The organism is Flavihumibacter fluminis (genome assembly GCF_021491375.1).
Classification (GTDB): Bacteria; Bacteroidota; Bacteroidia; order Chitinophagales; family Chitinophagaceae; genus Flavihumibacter; species Flavihumibacter fluminis.
In genome coordinates, this window is the sequence record NZ_JAKEVY010000002.1 from 139,785 (window position 1) to 158,716 (window position 18,932).

Here is an 18,932-nt window from a genome sequence, read left to right on the forward strand (position 1 = left end):
ACTTGACCATATGAAAAATGAAAAAACGAAGTATCGGTGGACTATATGCGGACTGGTATTTTTTGCCACTACGATTAACTATCTGGACCGGGCTGTAATAAGTCTATTAAAAGGTCCGCTTGAACTTGAATTCGGTTGGTCTGAATCAGACTATGCAGATATTGTAATTGCCTTTCAGTTATCCTACGCCATCGGTTTATTGTTGATGGGGCCCCTGGTTGATAAGATAGGAACCAAAATGGGCTATGCACTAGCCATCATCGGCTGGAGTTTCGCAGCAGGTGGTCATGCACTGGTGAGTTCCACACTTGGATTTATTGTAGCAAGAGCTGCCCTGGGCATAACAGAGGCAGGTAACTTCCCGGCGGCTATCAAAACCGTAGCGGAATGGTTTCCCAAAAAAGAAAGAGCACTGGCAACCGGACTCTTTAATTCAGGCGCCAATGTAGGCGCCATCCTGGCACCGCTGACTGTTCCCTATATAGCAGCCACCTGGGGATGGGAGTGGGCATTCATCCTGACTGCTGCAACTGGTTTTATCTGGCTGATTTTCTGGTTTAAATCCTACAGCGCCCCTGCTGTACATCCAAAAGTAAACAGTGAAGAACTGGCCCATATTAATAGTGATACTGCTACGGAACCAACGACAGATGATAGTCCTAAACTCCCTTGGTTCAGCCTGCTTGGATTCCGGCAAACCTGGGCCTTTGTGCTTGGTAAGTTTCTTACCGATCCCGTTTGGTGGTTTTACCTTTTCTGGCTGCCTTCTTTTCTGAAAGCGGAATACCAGATGGACAATACTGCAATTGCTATACCGGTTGCCCTGGTTTATATGATGTCAACGGTAGGAAGCGTGGTAGGAGGCTGGTTGCCTTTACGCTTTATCAAATCTGGTTGGCCTGTATTCAGAAGCAGGAAAACAGCCATGTTTATTTATGCATTGGGAGCTTTGCCGGTGATGCTGGCACAATGGCTAGGTAGTATCAATATGTGGCTGGCTGTGGTGATAATCGGACTGGCGGCAGCTGCCCACCAGGCCTGGAGTGCTAATATATTTACTACTGTATCCGATATGTTTCCTAAATCTTCTGTAGGATCTGTAACCGGCTTGGGCGGGATGGCCGGCGCATTGGGGGGCATCTTAATTGCCAAGATGGCCGGACTGCTCTTCGATCATTATAAGGCGCTGGGCAAGATTGAAGCCGGTTATTTTATCATGTTTCTTGTTTGTTCTATGGCCTACCTGGTTGCCTGGGGAATCATGCACCTGCTGGTTCCTAAAATGAAAGAGATCAAAGTTTGATTATTTTAGACATCAAAAAACAACCATGCCAACTGCCATTTGGGGAATCGATCTTGGGGGAACAAAAATTGAAGGGGTAATCCTGCCTGCTACCGGTGATCCGCAACCGATCCTTCGAACCCGCATTCCAACAGAAGCCGATAAAGGCTATCAGCATATTGTTTCCCAAATAGGAGTGCTGGTAAAGCGCATGATGGAGGAATCCGGATTGAAGCCTGAAAGTATAGGCATTGGAACTCCGGGTGTACTGGATCCCATTCTGCAAACCATGAAAAACTGCAATAGTACGGCACTCAATGGTAACCCCTTAAAAGCGGACCTGGAAAAAGAGCTGGGAATACCGGTGGTGCTGGCAAACGATGCCAACTGCTTTGCACTGGCTGAAACACATTGGGGTGCAGTTAAGCAGGAGGCTCCTGACGCCAGGATGGTTTTTGGTATCATCATGGGAACCGGCGTAGGTGGAGGTATCGTTTATAACGGAGTAATCTGGGAAGGCAAAAATGGAATCGCCGGAGAATGGGGACATATCTTTCTCGATGAATCTGGTGGACCCTGTTATTGCGGTCGCGCCGGTTGTGTGGAAACCATATTAAGCGGGCCAGCATTGCAGCGATATTATACTAAGGAGACCGGACTAAAAAAGACCCTGAAGGAAATTGTGGAAGCAGCCAGCCAGGGAGAAGACGCAGCTATCCAGACCCTGCACCGATTGCATCATTATTTCGGGAAAGCAGTATCAATTATCACCAATCTGCTGGATCCGGATGTGATCATTGTTGGTGGAGGGGTTGGAAATATTACCAGCATTTATACCGACGGAAAAGCCAGCCTCGAAAAACATATCTTCAATAACCGGCTGGATACACCTGTTCTGGCACCGAAATTGGGCGACAGTGCAGGTGTTTTTGGTGCAGCTGCATTGGTAGCTGGTCCTCGCTAAGAGCCGGAGCCAACATGGAAATTTTTTTTCAAATACTGTTTTGGGTAAGCCTGCTGTTGCTTATCTATATCTATATAGGATATGGACTACTGGTCTATGTCCTGGCACAAAGAAAACCAGGGTACGCGCCCGGCAAGCTGACTGACGCCGAGCTGCCTTCGGTTACAGTCCTGATCCCGGCCTTCAATGAGGCAACCGTAATAGGAGGGAAGATCCGTAATTCCCTTTCCCTGCGATATCCAAGGGAGAAATTCAGGGTGCTGGTAATAACCGATGGTTCCACTGATGGTACAGAACAGATCGTGCGGGCATTTCCACAGGTGGACCTGCTGCATGAAACTGAGCGACTCGGAAAAGCGGCTGCCATCAACCGGGCCATGCAGGATATAACCAGTGATCTGGTAGTTCTGACAGATGCCAATACTGTATTGAATGAAGAGGCCTTGTTGCAATTGGTACAACCCTTTGACTATCCTGCGGTTGGTGCAGTATCAGGAGAGAAACTGGTAGTGAGTTCAGCATCCGAAGAACTTTCATCGGAAGGAGAGGGTCTTTACTGGAAATATGAATCCTTTCTGAAGCAGAATGACGCCCGGCTTCATAGCATTGTGGGAGCCGCCGGAGAATTACTGGCATTGAGAACCAGTCTGTTTACTCCGCTGGAGCCGGATACCGTACTGGATGATTTTATACTTTCCATGCGGATCTGTGAAGCAGGCTACAGGGTAGCGTATCAACCGGATGCAAGAGCTGTTGAGACAGGTTCTTTTAATCTGGAAGAGGAACAAAAAAGAAAGATCCGGATTGCAGCAGGAGGGTTCCAGGCGCTGGGCAGATTATCCAAAAGCTGGCAGTACGGGAACAATCCCCTTTTGTTTTTTCAATTCTTTTCCCACCGGGTTTTACGCTGGGTGGCAGCAGCACCGGCATTGATAATGCTGGCGCTAAGCACGGTTTACCTGGTAGTAAAAGGAGCTGGTGGAATATACGAACTGGCCGGATTGCTTCAGCTGCTCTTTTATAGCCTGGCTGTGATCGGCTGGCTGGGGGCTCGTACAAATACGAAATGGCCCATCGTATATATACCCTATTATTTTGTTTTCATGCATTGGGCTATCCTGGCGGGGTTGATAAAATATCTAACAGGTGGAACAGACGCCAAATGGGAAAAAGCAAACCGCATAAGGGTTCCCGTTAATCCGGATCAGGAGGAAGCATCCGGTGAATAAGTATTTTTACGCTGAAATAGAAAAAAGTCCTCCGTAGATTTCTTAAAATCGAAATATATATTACTTTTACCCCACGATAGCCTAAGTAAATGCACTTAGGAAGCTTGCTTACCGTTCCACAATCCTAAGAACTCACCTCCATTAGTAGTATTTTTCTGATTACCCATCAGGTAGCGCTGATGTTGATTGTTCCAAGTACCCATTGAAAGCCTAACCGTTCCAATTGAACTCCTATTGAAAAATTGAGTTTCTAACAAAACTTAATTATTCAAGGATGAAAAGAAAAATACTCGTAATCACAGCTAGTAAATCGATTCGATTTTTACTGCACACTGTTTTGAGTGAACAATTTACCGCCATCACTGCTTCTGAAGCAGGAGATGCTATGTATTGGTTAACCAGGTCGGAGCTGCCTTCTGCTATTGTAGTAGATCCTGAACTGCCTGATACCGCTAACTGGGAAATTGTTGAATACTTTAAAACAAGTGAGCTGTATAAGAACATACCTATGGTAGTCATTTCTTCTTTGGAAGAAGAAGAAATCGCCACTGTGTGTTCCCGTTATGAAGTGGAAGCAGCTTTTCATAAGCCATTTAATCCCGTTGACCTTATAAAAACATTGGAAGCTTTGATCAAATCACCTGTGGCAGGTTCAAAAAAACTGTTGAAAGTAGTTTGATAAAACTTTCGTATAAACCTTACCTGAATGGAACAAACTTTACAATTAACCCCAATAGCTTCCCAGCAGCCTACGTATCGCAGGTATTCTATTACCCGCGAGCATCAGGCCGCACCGGTGGCTGTTTTGCATAACAGGGAATTTTTCTTTATAGGAAAAAATTCCCGCAATATTGATTATCTCGTTCACCTGTTTGAAGGTGGATATGCCGCTGAATCCGTTCCGAAGGCGATAGCAATTCTTCAGCGCATCGATTCTCAATCAAAAACTATACCACAAGTTATTATCGTAGAAGGAAATTTGGAATTAGCTGAAGCAGCTAATCTGAATGCCTACCTGAAGTCAATTGAAAAGTTCCGTGCTATTCCGGTTATCATGGATTCTGCCGGCAAAATGGTGGAAGCAAAAGACAAAGCTTTGCTGATGCGTTTATTCGATGACGTTATCGATACCCGCAAAGCAGATGACAAGCTGATCCAGCGCGTTGATTTTCTTTCAAAAGTGAAAAAGAGGAACTGTTCCCGGTCTGAATATAAAATGGAACAAGTGGCTGAGCAGGCGAAACTGACGCCGCTCGGATTTGGAAGAAGACTATTTGATATCCTGGTATCTTCAACTGCACTGATACTGTTGAGTCCGCTGATGTTGCTGATCGCTCTGATCATCAAACTGGAGAGCAGGGGGCCTGTTTTTTATATCTCGAAAAGAGCTGGTCGCGGTTACCGGATATTCAACTTTTATAAGTTTCGTACCATGAAGCTCGACGCCGAATCTCAGAAAGATGAGGTGAAGCATCGAAATGAGTACAATGAAGACAATGGATGTGTTTTCTTCAAGATTACCAATGACCCGCGTGCAACCCGCTTCGGTCGTTTCCTGAGAAATACCAGCCTGGATGAACTTCCCCAATTTTTTAATGTATTGATGGGTGATATGTCAATAGTTGGTAACCGTCCTTTGCCCTTATACGAAGCTGCCATGCTTACCACAGATGAATGGTCAAAGCGGTTCATGGCCCCAGCTGGCATAACGGGTTTATGGCAGATCCGTAAAAAAGATCGCCATTGCATGTCTGTGGAAGAGCGCATCAAACTGGACATCACCTATGCGCAAAAACAGAATTTCCTATTTGATTTATGGATCATAGCTCATACACCGCCAGCCCTGATTCAAAAATCAAATATTTCCTGATCAACTTAATTCCCAACCAAAAGCCGGCCTGATGCCGGCTTTTTAGGTTGTATTTAGAATACCGTTCTTTTTTTATACTTTTCCGATTAATGTGGTAACATTTTTATACATAGCCGGATTATTGATTTTTATCTACCTTTTTTGCAGCATAACCTATTTACTGGTAGTTGCAATAGCCGGACTTATGTACCGCGAAGACCCAATCCCTGAGGCCAGTGAACTGGCAAACATCCTGGTATTAATTCCAAGTTTCCGCGACGATCACATTATCTGCCATACGGTTCAGGAAGCAATTTTGCACAATTATCCCAGAGATAAATTTGACGTGATGGTAGTCGCGGACTCCCTCAAGCCGATGACAGTACAACAACTTCGGCATCTTGGTGCAAGTGTGCTGGAGGTAAATACCAGGATGAAATCGCGCTCCATCCATTCCGCAATGGAAACATTGCTGCCCGGTCAATATGATCTGGTAATGCTGCTGGATGCAGACAATATCATGAAACCGGATTGCCTGCGACTTGTAAACAATGCGTATAAAGCAGGTCACCAGGCCATTCAATGTCATCGCACCGCAAAAAATGAACAAACCAGTGTAGCCCTACTCGATGCAATCAGCGAAGAAATCAATAACCACCTCTTTCGGCAGGGGCAACAGGCTCTTGGTTTTTCTGCAGCTCCTTCCGGCTCCGGGATGGCATTCGAATTTAACCTGCTTAAATCCATCTTCAACTGGAAACCGATTTTGGAGAACCCCGGTGAAGACAGGGAAATTGATATGCAATTGTTGAAAAGGGGTATCCAGATGCATTACCTACCGGAAGCATGGGTGCTGGACGAAAAAGTGGCCAGTCATGATGTGTTCGAAAAGCAACGCCTGCGCTGGCTGGAAGCCCAGTGGTACCATCTTCGGATGTTCTGGGAACCGGATATGATTGGCATCTATAAAGACCGCCATTATTACAATAAACTGGTGCAAAACTTATTATTACCAAGGTCGCTATACCTGGTTGTTTTTTCGGCCATCCTTGTATTGGTCATCATTCGATATGCCACCGGATGGGCTTTTTTCTTTCCGGTGCCCGGTTGGTGGCTGAGCCTGCTCCTGTTTTTCCTGCTTACCCTTGCCATCGCCATGCCTTCCAGGTACTATTCTTCTCCCACCATCAAAGCATTACTCAGTTTACCTGCCCTGATGGTAGCCATGTTAAGAGCATTGCTGAAAGTAAAAACCGGCAGAAAAGAGTTTATTCCAACTCCGAAATCCTATACCGGGCTGAAAGAATCTCAGAAATAATCCCGGTATGCTAATTTTGAGCCCAAATTGTTTTCCATCAACTTTGATGCACCCATATTATCCAGTCCGATTGAATACCTGAAAGGGGTAGGCCCACTGCGGGCAGATATCCTGAAAAAAGAACTTCAGATTTTCACCTTCCGTGATCTGCTGGATCATTTTCCACTCCGGCATATTGATCGAACAAAAATTACTCAACTCGCTTCGGTTAGTCCCTCCATGGAATACATCCAGGTAGCAGGTACTATTCAATCCATGCAGGTCCTGGGAGAAAACCGGGGCCGTAGATTGGTGGCGCAACTCAAAGATGGAACCGGCATATTGGAACTCGTCTGGTTCCAGGGAATTAACTGGATACAGAAAAACATTCAGATCGGACAGGCTTATCTCGTTTATGGTAAAACCGGCTATTTCAATGGGATGCTCCAGCTAACGCATCCGGAAATGGAAGTCTATACGCCTGCCAAAGCTGGCGGAAAAGCATTTCTTGAACCCATCTATCCGAGTACTGAAAAACTCAAGGCCAAATCCCTGGGCGGGCGGCAATTAGGCAAACTAATGTTTACCCTGCTGGAAGCTTTGCAGGAAAGAGATCTTCCCGAAAATCTGCCTGCTCGTTTGTTGCAGGAATACCAGTTTCCTTCGAGATATGAAGCCTACCAGCAGATTCATTTTCCCATATCCGAACTGGCCTACCAGCGCGCACTCGCCAGGCTGAAATTTGAAGAGTTGTTCATTGCACAACTCCGGCTTGGATTGATAAAACTAGAACGGCACCGCTATTCAAGAGGTGTCATCTTTTCACAGGTGGGAGAACATTTCAACAACTTTTATCATAATCACCTGCCCTTTGCGCTTACCAATGCACAAAAACGTGTGCTAAAGGAAATAAGGCAGGATATGGCCCATGGAAGACAGATGAACCGCCTCTTGCAGGGGGATGTTGGAAGCGGCAAAACCATTGTGGCATTGCTTTCCATGTTACTGGCTGTAGATAATGGATTCCAGGCCAGCCTGATGGCACCCACTGAAATTTTAGCCACTCAGCACTACCAGGGACTCTCTGCGCTTCTAAAAGAGATGCCTGTTAAAATTGCATTACTAACAGGATCCACAAAAGCTGCAGCAAGAAAAAAAATACTGAAAGAACTGGCAGCTGGTGATTTGCATTTATTGGTAGGTACACATGCTTTATTAGAGGATCCGGTTCAATTCCGGCAACTGGGATTGGCCATTATTGATGAACAGCATCGCTTTGGTGTTGCACAACGGGCGCGACTCTGGAAAAAAGCAAATATTCCTCCCCATGTACTGGTTATGACAGCCACGCCTATCCCAAGAACACTGGCCATGACTGCCTACGGGGATCTTGATTATAGTATTATTGATGAGTTGCCTCCTGGCAGACAACCCATCACAACTGTTCATCGTTTTGATTATTCAAGAGGCCAGGTTATGGATTTCATAAAAGAAGAAATTCAAAAAGGCCGACAGGCATATTGCATCTTTCCGCTCATTGAAGAATCTGAAAAACTGGACCTGGAAAACCTGATGCGGGGATACGAAAACATCAAAGCATTTTTCCCCGAACCCAAATACTGGATCAGCATGGTGCATGGCAGAATGGCGCCGGATATCAAGGAAACCAATATGCAACGATTCGTACAAAACGATACTCAGATCATGGTGGCAACAACAGTGATAGAAGTAGGTGTTAACGTACCCAATGCGAGTGTAATGGTAATTGAAAGTGCAGAAAAATTCGGTTTATCACAGCTCCATCAGTTAAGAGGGAGAGTCGGAAGAGGAAGTGAAAAGAGTTTTTGCATATTATTAACAGGCACCCAGCTAACCAATGAGGCACGCGAACGGTTGAAAATTATGTGTGCTACAAATGATGGTTTCCGGATTGCAGAAAAGGACCTGGAATTAAGAGGCCCGGGTGATATTGAAGGCACCCGTCAGAGTGGAATGTTGAACTTCAAGCTGGCAGATCTCATAAAAGATAAACAATGGCTGGATGCCGCAAAATACCAGGCAGCACAGGTGCTGGAAACAGATCCGGAATTGAAGCGGGAAGAAAACAGCGCATTAAAATTATACCTTCAGGCGCAGAAAGGAAAACTGGCCTGGAGCAGGATATCGTAAATCTACTGACTGGAATAATCGATTATTTGATGTAAATTCAATAGACCTTGAGACGCACAATCCAAATACTCATCTTGACCCTATGTTCTTTTGCAGGATTTTCTCAAAAGAATACACTTGGCCTTGAGTTTGTTGAAAACAAAGGGCAATGGGATCCCTCTGTAACTTTTAAAGGGGATCTCGGAAACGGTGCTTTTTTCCTTCAGCATAAAGGCTTCACGGTACTGCAACACAATCCCGATGATCTAAAAAAACTGGCCTCTCTCGGGCATGGACATATGCACGATGAACCATCCGGTGGGGGAAAGGGAAATAAGAATAAAGCAACCGCTTCTAAAGCAAGTGTTGCCATACCAACAGAAGGTGGAGCAGAAGATGAAACATTTGTACTTCGTTCACATGCTTACAAAATGGAATTGGTTGGAATGACTGCCAACCCGCAACTCATTCCCGAAAAACCATTGCCGGGAGTGGTATCTTATTTTTTAGGAAATGATCCTTCCAAATTCGGATCGAATTGTCGTGTATACAGCACCGTTACTTACAAGAATGTATACCCGAATATTGATATCCGATACTATTCCGATGAAGGATTCCTCAAATATGAATTCATAGTGCAGCCTGGTGGTAATCCATCTCAGATTGTTATGAAATACGATGGGGTTGATAAACTATCCCTGAGCAAAGGAGAACTGGTTATAAAAACAAGTGTAGGAGAAGTTCGGGAATTGCCGCCTTACACGTTCCAGGTTGGTCCAAAAGGCAGAACTGAAATCCCTTCGCGATATGCAGTGCGTGGCAACCAGGTGTTCTTTCAACTGGAAGCCTACGATAAATCTGTTCCACTGATAATTGATCCCACGCTGATCTTCGCAACGTTCACTGGCAGCCGGTCTGATAACTGGGGATATACAGCTACTTATGGTCCGGATGGTAGTTTATATAGTGGAGGAATTGTTTTCGGAGATGGATTTCCAACATCACCGGGAGCATTTCAGACAAGTTTTCAGGCAAGCCGTGGACAAAGTAAATTCAACATGGGGATCATGAAATTTGATCCTTCCGGAACCCAGCGATTGTATGCTACCTATATTGGCGGCGACAATGCAGACCAACCACATAGTTTAATTGTGGATCCGCAGGGCGATCTCGTAATTGCAGGCAGAACCAATTCCTCCAATTTTCCGGCACTCCGCACTTTTGGTCCGCAAGGCGGCTATGATATTGTACTGGCAAAACTGAATCCAAGTGGTACTGGCCTCATTGGATCCATCCGGATCGGTGGTGCCGAAAACGATGGAGAGAACTCCGGCGACAGTCATACCGGTACAACAAGACAGCTGATTAATTTCTATGGAGACGACGCCAGAAGTGAAGTGAATATTGACAGAGCCGGAAATATCTACCTGGCTTCCTGTACGCGTTCCAATAATTTTTTCACTACTGCTAATGCCCCTTACCGGACGTTTGGCGGCGGACAGGATGCCGTACTGATTAAAACTGACCCTTCCCTGTCAAACGTGTTGATGTCCACCTACCTGGGAGGTTCTGCCTTTGATGCAGGTTTTGTACTTGGTATTCATCCCTTCAATGGCGATATCTGGATTTGTGGTGCAACCCTGAGTGACAATTTTCCGGGTGATAAGTCGGGCACTTTAGGTCAGACTTTTGGAGGAGATCAACCGGATGGTTTTATTGCCATCTTCTCCGGCGATGGAACCGTACATAAAAAATCAACTTATATCGGTACACCACAACGTGATGCAGTGCTGGGTTTTGAATTCGACCGGCAGGGTGATCCTTACATTATGGGAATCACCTTTGGAAACTGGCCACGTATCAATGCAGTGTATGGTACCGATGGTGCTAAACAATTTATCGGCAAACTAAGACCTGATCTTTCAGGCTGGGTTTATACAACTACTTATGGAACCAATTCCAGCTTACCTAATATTTCCCCTGTTGCTTTCCTGGTAGATCGTTGTGAAAATGTGTATGTTTCCGGTTGGGGTGGAACCAATCTGGCTAATTTTAATATGGCTGGTACCACCGGTATGCCGGTTACAGATGATGCGATTAAGCGTACCACAGATAACAACGACTTTTATTTCATCGTAATCAAACGCGATGCAACAGAGTTGCTCTATGGAAGTTTCTTTGGCCAGAATGGAAATTTCTCTGAGCATGTGGATGGCGGTACTAGCAGGTTCGACCAGGAAGGAGTGATTTACCAGGCCATGTGTGCAAACTGTTACAGTTCTTCCCTGACTCCAACGCGGCCTGTATTTCCAGTTACTCCTGGTGCATGGTGTTGCTCGAATCGTTTCTCCGGCTCGCACAATACAGGAAATGGAGCGGAATGTAATCTCGCTGCCCTTAAAATCGCTTTCAATTTTGCAGGTGTGGGGGCTGGCGTTACTGCCGCCATCGGTGGAGTATTTGATACCTCCGGTTGTGTTCCACTTACTGTTACCTTGCGGGATACCATCCGGAATGCGCAAAGTTATGAATGGAATTTCGGGGACGGTTCACCGGATCAGATTACCACCAATTTTGAAGTGCAGCATACTTATACGCAGGTCGGCAATTTCCGGGTGCGATTGATAGCTGTGGATTCCAATAGTTGTAATATCAGGGATACTGCCTACATCAATATGCGTGTACGGGCAGACGAAGCGTTGATTGATTTCAATGCCGTCAAACTGGATCCCTGTGAATCACTGTCTTTCCGGTTTGATAATTTATCTACTCCCCCTGCCGGCAAACCTTTTACCGATACTAGTTTTGTATGGGATTTCGGTGATGGTACCAGGATCATATCCGGACCACAATCGGTTACTCACAGTTACCAGGCTGCCGGTACATACAGAATCAGATTAATTATCCGGGATACAATCTATTGTAATTCGGGTGATTCGGTATTGAAGGAATTTAACCTGGCTCCCCTTGTAGAAGCACGCTTTGAACTTCCAAACGGATGTGCTCCTTATACGGCAGAAATTGAAAACACAAGTATAGCCGGACAAACCTATTTATGGGATTTCGGAGATGGTACTACTTCTACAGAAAAAACACCTGTCAAGCTATTCCAGAATCCAGGAACCTATCGGGTAACCCTCACCGTTACTGATCCTAATACCTGTAACATTACCGATCAAACGTTCAGGGATGTATTAGTTCAGAGTGCCCCTACGGCGGCCTTTACTTATAGTCCGGTTACTCCCATAGAAAATACGCCCACTATCTTCCGGAATAATTCTTCTGCAGATGCCATTGCTTTTGCATGGGATTTTGGAGATGGCGAAACCCTGAATACCTCAAACAGGTTACCAATTGAACATCAATACAATCGCACCGGTCAGTACGATGCCTGCCTGGTTGCTGTTAATCAGTCTGGTTGTGCGGATACCCTCTGCCTGCCGGTGGAAGCACTGATTGTTCCTAAAGTGGATCTGCCTAATGCCTTCACGCCACTGGGATCAGCTCCCAATAATGTGATCTATGTTCGGGGATTTGGAATTGGCAGAATGCGATTCATGATCTTCAATCGCTTTGGTCAGAAAGTATTTGAATCCAACAGCACCAAACTTGGATGGGATGGTCGGTTTAACGGCGTGGTACAGCCGATGGATGCCTATGCTTATATCCTGGAAGTTGAATTTACCGATGGAACCAGGACTACCAAAAAAGGTGATATAACCCTGATCCGTTAACACAAAAAGAAGTAGCATGATGAAACGTGGAATGTACTTGTGGCGCTTCGGATTTTGCTGCCTGCTGGCGCTTTTAACAATGAACCTGAGTTATGCACAGGATCTCCGGTTTTCGCAGTGGTTTAATTCTCCTCTTACCACCAACCCTGCCAATACCGGATTTATTCCTGATGCGGATTTTCGGATTGGGGCCAACTACCGGAGTCAGTTTATCAACGTGATGGATGTGCCTTATAAAACCATCAGCATTTTTGGTGATGCGCAGATCATGCGCGATCGCATTGAAAATGGCTGGCTGGGTGTAGGTGGAGTTATACTGAGAGATGTTGCCGGAAGCGGAAACCTGACTTCTACCAAAGTATATGGATCACTCGCCTATCACCAAATGCTTGGATTATCCAGTTTACTTTCAGCCGGTTTTAACCTTGGATGGGCGAATAAACGCATTGATCCGACCCGTTTGAAATTTCCGGATCAATTCAACCAGGCTACCGGTTTCTTTGATGCAGGTGTGCCAACCAATGTGGCTTTCAATTCTACCAGTATCGGTTATATGGATATGCAGGTGGGACTGAACTATGCTTATTTCCCGACAGAAGATCTATATGTGAATGGTGGTTTTTCTGTACATCATATCAATCGTCCCAGGGAAACATTCTTTACTGAAACGGGTTTTGACAACCGCCTGGCTCCACGTTATATCGGTTTTGTGAATGCCAGCATTAAGGTGAATCAACAGGTAATTGTTAATCCAATGGCTTATTATACCAACCAGGCGAGTGCCTCTGAACTGGTTGGTGGTTTAAGTGCCAACTACAATCTGAGCGGCGATGGTGAAACCCAGGTGATAGGCGGTATGTACTACAGGATAGGGGAGTCGCTGATTCCACTGATCGGATTTCAATGGAAAAATTTCAGAATGAGTTTCACCTATGATGTTACCACTTCCTCTCTTGCACAATACAACAATGCCCGCGGTGCAATTGAATTTTCTCTGTTGAAACATGGATTTTACAGTGAAGGCCAGGGTAATCTACGGCAATCCCTCTGTCCGACTTTTTAGAGTAAATTTGAACCATGAAGAAAAGAAGCTTACTTGCGCTAACCTGTCTTTGCCTTATCACAGGCAGCCTGTTTGCACAGGATGATACTGCAGAAGAAACACCCAAGGGATTCGACAGAAGCCGCCTCTTTGTAGGAGGAAACTTCGCCATGAGTTTTGGCAACTTTACCTTCATCAATATTTCTCCGCAACTGGGCTACCGGTTCAATGATTTTCTCGCAGCCGGTATTGGAATAAATGGCCAGTTTTCCCAGCGGAAATATCGTTCCGGCAGCACTGTGGTTCAAAAAGACCGGTACGGTGTTGCAGGTATGAATCTGTTCGGACGCCTTTACCCTATTAAGCAGGGTTTTATTCAATTACAACCGGAAATGAATTATATCTGGGGAAGTAATATTGATTACACTTCACAGCAGGAAGTGAAAAGATCAATTAATGGAAAAATTCTGCCTTCCCTCCTTGCTGGAGTGGGAGCCTATCTGCCTGCAGGCAGAGCTGGCGGACTCATCATCATGGCCCAATATGATCTCTTAAATAAGCGGGGAAACTGGCCCAATCCCAGTACTCCTTATGGAAATAATATCTTCATGACCGTGGGCTTCAATGCAGGATTTTGATCCTATTGAATCTTATTAAACAACTCAACCGGGTTATCACATACGATAATCCGGTCTTCAATGGGTTCATATAAAAATTGTTCTGTGGCAGCCTGGCGCATAAACAGGATGAGATGCTGGTAATAAGCTCCTGAATTGAGCAGGTATATTTTCTTGTCGTGAATCTTGAGCTGGTTCCAGGTGAGCATTTCAAAAAACTCATCCATGGTGCCGAATCCCCCCGGTAAAATAATTGCGGCATCACTCATTTCATACATCATTCGCTTGCGGGTATGCATGTCAGGTACTACTGCCAGCTCTGTTATTCCAGTATGTTGTTGTTCCCATTCGGTTAATACCTTGGGAATCACTCCCATTACTTCTCCACCATGTTCCAGCACTGAGTCTGCAATGATGCCCATCAATCCTTTTTTGCCTCCGCCATACACGAGTTTGATCTGCAGCATGGCCAACAATTTGCCCAGTTCTGCTGTGTGTTTCGCGAATATTGGGTTATTGCCGGCCTGCGATCCGCAAAAAACAGCAATTGCTTTTATATTCATAGATAATTGTGTCAAAGTAAGCGTATTCCTATTTACATTGTGTCAATTTTTATAAAATCTTTGTCGCATGTCCTCTACTTTGCTCTTCACATTTGTGATCGCATATTTTGCTGTTTTACTGGTTGTTGCCTACATCACTTCCCGAAACTCCAACAACGAAAGTTTCTTTATCGGAAACAAAAATTCGAATTGGATGCTGGTAGCTTTTGGTATGATCGGTACCTCATTGAGTGGAGTGACCTTCGTATCGGTTCCCGGCACCGTAGCCACCTCCGCTTTCAGCTATATGCAGGTGGTAATCGGTTACCTGCTGGGTTATATTGTGATCGCCTATGTGTTGTTGCCGATCTATTATAAAATGAACCTGACTTCCATTTACAATTACCTGCAACAACGATTTGGGTTCACTGCCTATAAAACCGGCGCCCTGTTTTTTATTATTTCACGTACGATCGGCGCAACTGCCAGGCTTTACCTGGTGATCAATGTTCTTCAACTTTTCATACTCGATGATTTGGGTATTCCTTTTGTTGTTACCTCCCTGATCATCCTGCTCATGATTCTGCTTTATACCTTTGAAGGGGGCGTAAAAACAATTGTTTATACCGATACCCTTCAAACCAGTTTCATGTTACTCGGGTTGGTAGTTTGCGTTATCTACATCATGAACAACCTGGGTCTCAATTTCAGTGAAACCATGTCTGCCCTCTCCGCCAAAGGGTATACCAATATTTTCAATTTTGATGTCAACAGCAAGGGCTTCTTCCTTAAGCAGATTCTGGGTGGTGCTTTTATTACCATCGCCATGACAGGCCTCGACCAGGAAATGATGCAGAAGAATATCTCCGTAAAAACCTTGAAGGACTCTCAGAAAAATATCATGACCTTCAGTGTGATCATCGTTTTCGTGAATTTTCTTTTCCTGCTGCTGGGCGGATTGCTCTATATCTTCGCTGCACAAAAAGGAATGAATGTATCCGGTGATGATCTCTTCCCAACAGTGGCACTGAGTTATCTTCCGCCTATTACAGCTGTGATTTTTATCATTGCCCTCATCTCAGCACTTTTCCCCAGTGCAGATGGAGCGCTTACGGCCCTCACTTCTTCTTTCTGTATCGATATGCTTGGCATTAAGAGAAATCCATCCCTTACGGAAAAATCTCAAAAGCGCATACGCATGACCGTTCACCTGACTTTCACGGTGATTTTCATGGTCTGCATCCTGATCTTCAAACTGATTGATAACAAATCAATTATCGGGGTGATTCTGGATCTGGCAGGATATACCTATGGACCATTACTCGGACTCTTCTCCTTCGGCATCCTGACCAACAGGAAGTTTGCCGACAGTATAGCGGTTACTATTATCTGTTTGCTTTCACCGGTGCTTAGTTACCTGATCAGTGAAAATGCAGATAAGTTGTTCGGCGGATACCAGATCGGTATTGAGCTGCTGCTTATCAACGGATTAATCACTTTCCTGGGCTTGTTAATGATCTCCAAAAAACCTGCCCTGGCATAAACTAAAGCAGGAAAATCTACGTTTTAAGGATGTAAACCTACGATGCCATCCATCGATTTAAATGGGTGGCATTGTTGTCTCCTAACCTTAAAATGGAAGACTATGAACGATACGATCCGTATGACGAAGCAAAGGCGCTGGAGTGAATCAAAAGCGCAGTCGAGCTGGCAGATCTTTAAAATCATGGCAGAGTTTGTGGATGGATTTGAAGCACTGGCCAAACTGGGGCCCTGTATCTCCATTTTTGGATCAGCACGTACTGAACCAGGTCACCCTGCATATGAACTGACGGTAGATGTTGCCAAACGTTTGGCAGATGAAGGTTTCGGTATCATTTCAGGTGGTGGTCCGGGTATTATGGAAGCTGCCAACAAAGGTGCACAGTTGGGTGGCGGAAAATCGGTGGGACTGAATATCGAACTGCCTTTTGAACAGCATGCAAACCCTTATATCGACAGAGATGCCAACCTGAATTTCGAATACTTCTTTGTTCGCAAAACCATGTTTACCAAATATTCTCAGGGTTTCGTTATGATGCCCGGTGGCTTTGGTACCATGGATGAATTCTTCGAAGTTGGTACCCTGATCCAGACCGGAAAAATGTTGCAGGTTCCGCTGATCCTGGTGGATAGCTCTTATTGGGGCGGACTCATGAACTGGCTCGAATCTACCATGCTGAAGGAAGGTTATATCTCTCCTGAGGATCTGGACCTGCTGAAAATGGTGGATACTGCTGATGAAGTAGCTGAACAGGTATTGCATTTCTACAGTAAACATCCGCTGCAGCCGAACTTCTAAAATTTTGGGCTATTTTTACACAAATTGTCCACTTGGAAGAATTGATTCATCAGCCGATAAATGAATATGCAGAGCGGTTTAGTTCTGCAGAATCACCCCTGTTGGAGGAGATTAACAAGTATACGCAGGCAAATCATCCGCATGCGCATATGCTGAGTGGTCGCTTGCAGGGGCGATTTCTTTCTATGCTCAGTCGGCTCCTTCAACCTCAATACATCCTGGAGGTCGGAACCTTTACTGGATACAGTGCACTTTGCCTGGCTGAAGGACTGACTCCAACCGGCAGCTTACATACCATTGAAATAAGGCAGGAAGATGCAGAAACAGCAAAAGCTTATTTTGATCGTTCTGCCTATGCCAATCAGATTCATCTGATGGTTGGTCCGGCTGCCACCATCATTCCACAATTGCCTTTTACCTGGGACTTGGTTTTTATCGATGCAGATAAAACCGGGTACATTGAATATTATGAACTGGTGGTTCCCAGGCTCAGAAAAGGTGGGTTGATTATTGCAGACAATGTGTTGTTCCATGGTCAGGTGCTTGAAACCGTGATCAGTGGAAAAAATGCGAAAGCCATACATGCATTTAATGAACATGTAAAGTCTGATCCAAGGGTGGAGACCAGCCTGGTTACCCTTCGCGACGGACTTTTATTAATCCGGAAAAACTAAGATCATGAAGCGTCCAATCCTATTGATTCTGTTTATCGCTTTTATCAGCCGGACCAATGCCCAGCAAAATCCGACTGTACTTGCGTATATACAGGAATACCGGCAACTGGCTGTAGATGAAATGCTCCGCACCGGTGTACCGGCTGCCATCAAACTGGCCCAGGGAATTCATGAAACCATGGCCGGCCAGAGTGACCTGGTAATGCGTTCGAACAATCATTTCGGAATTAAGTGTAAGTCTACCTGGACAGGTGATAAAGTCTATCACGATGATGATGCTGCTGGTGAATGTTTCCGTAGTTATGGATCAGCGTCCGATTCATACCGCGATCATTCAGATTTTCTAAAGTCCAACCAGCGCTATGGCTTTCTTTTCAAGCTTGATCCAACCGATTACGAAGCCTGGGCTTATGGACTTAAAAAAGCAGGTTATGCAACCAATATCAAGTATTCCCAGATTCTGATCAAACTGATTGAAACCTATAACCTGCAGGACTATACGCTGATTGCACTCGGTAAGAAAGCTCCATCCAATGAGCTGTTGGTAGGTATTCGTCCGCCAAAGGAAGATGTGATAGAGATTCCTGTTCCACCTGTTGTTACAAATTATCCTTCCGGAGTTTTTGAAATCAATTATACCAAAGTTTTATATGCGAAGGCGGGAACCAGCTTGCTTGCACTGGCAGATGAACATCGGGTTTCTCTGGCGCGCTTACTAGACTATAATGATATTACCCCGGGAGAAGGTGACCTCCTGGCAACCGATCAACTTATTTTCCTGCAGCGGAAAAAGAAAACAGGAGCCGGACTCTTTCATATTGTAGGTTCAAATGAAACTTTGTATGATATCGCGCAGGCAGAAGGTATTCGTTATGGCACCCTGCTGGAATTGAATCACCTGCACCCTGATATGGAGCCGGCACCAGGAGAACGTTTGTACCTGAAAGAAAAATCGCCCAAACAGCCACTGCTGGCTGGTGATAAACGTCCGAAACAAAGATCCGAGCTGGCTTATACCAGTTCCAGGCCAACTGATTTGGTACAGCAGGCATCCTTCAAACAAAAACCGGTACAGCACATCGTGCGGGAAAAGGAAACCCTCTACGGTATCAGTAAAAAATACGGAGTTAGTATTGAGCAGGTTAAAGAATGGAACCAGTTGAATACTAATGGACTGAAAACCGGCCAACAATTACTTATTTACACCAACTGA

At 45.1% G+C, this 18,932-nt stretch carries 15 protein-coding genes; 14 read left to right on the top strand and 1 reads right to left on the bottom strand.

Features of this window, described 5'->3' with window-relative positions; genetic code table 11:
* The first annotated feature begins 10 nt into the window (after positions 1-10).
* The 10 genes from L0U88_RS06795 to L0U88_RS06840 all read left to right on the top strand — a co-directional run bounded on the left by L0U88_RS06795 (position 11) and on the right by L0U88_RS06840 (position 14,183).
* The gene (locus L0U88_RS06795; RefSeq protein ID WP_234864912.1) at positions 11-1,303 is read left to right on the top strand and encodes an MFS transporter; all 1,293 of its coding nucleotides are present in this window, start codon (positions 11-13) and stop codon (positions 1,301-1,303) included.
* Positions 1,304-1,328: 25 nt separating this feature from the next.
* Positions 1,329-2,246: an ROK family protein gene (locus tag L0U88_RS06800; protein WP_234864914.1), complete on the top strand. Its 918-nt coding sequence runs from the start codon at positions 1,329-1,331 to the stop codon at positions 2,244-2,246.
* A gap of 14 nt (positions 2,247-2,260) precedes the next feature.
* Entirely contained in the window at positions 2,261-3,475 is a 1,215-nt protein-coding gene (locus tag L0U88_RS06805) for a glycosyltransferase family 2 protein (protein ID WP_234864916.1), read from the top strand.
* A 274-nt stretch (positions 3,476-3,749) separates the two neighbouring features.
* Positions 3,750-4,154: a response regulator gene (locus tag L0U88_RS06810; RefSeq protein ID WP_234864919.1), complete on the top strand. Its 405-nt coding sequence runs from the start codon at positions 3,750-3,752 to the stop codon at positions 4,152-4,154.
* Positions 4,155-4,181: 27 nt separating this feature from the next.
* Positions 4,182-5,345 (top strand): sugar transferase, encoded by a 1,164-nt coding sequence (locus tag L0U88_RS06815; RefSeq protein WP_234864921.1) that lies wholly within the window; start codon positions 4,182-4,184, stop codon positions 5,343-5,345.
* Positions 5,346-5,436: 91 nt separating this feature from the next.
* On the top strand, positions 5,437-6,642 hold the full coding sequence (locus L0U88_RS06820) for a glycosyltransferase family 2 protein (protein ID WP_234864923.1): 1,206 nt from the start codon (positions 5,437-5,439) through the stop codon (positions 6,640-6,642).
* A gap of 27 nt (positions 6,643-6,669) precedes the next feature.
* Positions 6,670-8,790, top strand: coding sequence for an ATP-dependent DNA helicase RecG (gene recG, locus L0U88_RS06825; RefSeq protein WP_255722993.1), 2,121 nt, complete (start codon positions 6,670-6,672; stop codon positions 8,788-8,790).
* 74 nt (positions 8,791-8,864) lie between these two features.
* The gene (locus L0U88_RS06830) at positions 8,865-12,503 is read left to right on the top strand and encodes a DUF7948 domain-containing protein (protein ID WP_234864925.1); all 3,639 of its coding nucleotides are present in this window, start codon (positions 8,865-8,867) and stop codon (positions 12,501-12,503) included.
* 16 nt (positions 12,504-12,519) lie between these two features.
* Positions 12,520-13,566, top strand: a complete 1,047-nt coding sequence (locus L0U88_RS06835; protein ID WP_234864927.1) for a PorP/SprF family type IX secretion system membrane protein — start codon at positions 12,520-12,522, stop codon at positions 13,564-13,566.
* A gap of 14 nt (positions 13,567-13,580) precedes the next feature.
* The gene (locus L0U88_RS06840; protein ID WP_234864930.1) at positions 13,581-14,183 is read left to right on the top strand and encodes a hypothetical protein; all 603 of its coding nucleotides are present in this window, start codon (positions 13,581-13,583) and stop codon (positions 14,181-14,183) included.
* A gap of 2 nt (positions 14,184-14,185) precedes the next feature.
* Here L0U88_RS06840 and L0U88_RS06845 read toward each other — a convergent pair whose 3' ends face one another.
* Positions 14,186-14,725 carry an LOG family protein gene (locus L0U88_RS06845; RefSeq protein WP_234864932.1) on the bottom strand — a complete coding sequence of 180 codons (540 nt, stop codon included), beginning with the start codon at positions 14,723-14,725 and terminating at the stop codon, positions 14,186-14,188.
* A 67-nt stretch (positions 14,726-14,792) separates the two neighbouring features.
* Here L0U88_RS06845 and L0U88_RS06850 point away from each other — a divergent pair, with 67 nt between their 5' ends.
* The 4 genes from L0U88_RS06850 (at position 14,793) to L0U88_RS06865 (ending at position 18,932) form a co-directional block, all read left to right on the top strand.
* Positions 14,793-16,247, top strand: coding sequence for a sodium:solute symporter (locus tag L0U88_RS06850; protein ID WP_234864934.1), 1,455 nt, complete (start codon positions 14,793-14,795; stop codon positions 16,245-16,247).
* A 102-nt stretch (positions 16,248-16,349) separates the two neighbouring features.
* Positions 16,350-17,045 (top strand): LOG family protein, encoded by a 696-nt coding sequence (locus L0U88_RS06855; protein WP_234864936.1) that lies wholly within the window; start codon positions 16,350-16,352, stop codon positions 17,043-17,045.
* A 32-nt stretch (positions 17,046-17,077) separates the two neighbouring features.
* Positions 17,078-17,719 (top strand): O-methyltransferase, encoded by a 642-nt coding sequence (locus L0U88_RS06860; protein ID WP_234864938.1) that lies wholly within the window; start codon positions 17,078-17,080, stop codon positions 17,717-17,719.
* Between the two features lie 4 nt (positions 17,720-17,723).
* Positions 17,724-18,932, top strand: coding sequence for a glucosaminidase domain-containing protein (locus tag L0U88_RS06865; RefSeq protein WP_234864940.1), 1,209 nt, complete (start codon positions 17,724-17,726; stop codon positions 18,930-18,932).

Bases quoted from the DNA above. Each gene is read 5' to 3' on its own strand.
- L0U88_RS06795 (WP_234864912.1), top strand. From the start codon at position 11: ATGAAAAATGAAAAAACGAAGTATCGGTGGACTATATGCGGACTGGTA.
- L0U88_RS06800 (WP_234864914.1), top strand. From the start codon at position 1,329: ATGCCAACTGCCATTTGGGGAATCGATCTTGGGGGAACAAAAATTGAA.
- L0U88_RS06805 (WP_234864916.1), top strand. From the start codon at position 2,261: ATGGAAATTTTTTTTCAAATACTGTTTTGGGTAAGCCTGCTGTTGCTT.
- L0U88_RS06810 (WP_234864919.1), top strand. From the start codon at position 3,750: ATGAAAAGAAAAATACTCGTAATCACAGCTAGTAAATCGATTCGATTT.
- L0U88_RS06815 (WP_234864921.1), top strand. From the start codon at position 4,182: ATGGAACAAACTTTACAATTAACCCCAATAGCTTCCCAGCAGCCTACG.
- L0U88_RS06835 (WP_234864927.1), top strand. From the start codon at position 12,520: ATGATGAAACGTGGAATGTACTTGTGGCGCTTCGGATTTTGCTGCCTG.
- L0U88_RS06840 (WP_234864930.1), top strand. From the start codon at position 13,581: ATGAAGAAAAGAAGCTTACTTGCGCTAACCTGTCTTTGCCTTATCACA.
- L0U88_RS06845 (WP_234864932.1), bottom strand. From the start codon at position 14,725: ATGAATATAAAAGCAATTGCTGTTTTTTGCGGATCGCAGGCCGGCAAT.
- L0U88_RS06850 (WP_234864934.1), top strand. From the start codon at position 14,793: ATGTCCTCTACTTTGCTCTTCACATTTGTGATCGCATATTTTGCTGTT.
- L0U88_RS06855 (WP_234864936.1), top strand. From the start codon at position 16,350: ATGAACGATACGATCCGTATGACGAAGCAAAGGCGCTGGAGTGAATCA.
- L0U88_RS06865 (WP_234864940.1), top strand. From the start codon at position 17,724: ATGAAGCGTCCAATCCTATTGATTCTGTTTATCGCTTTTATCAGCCGG.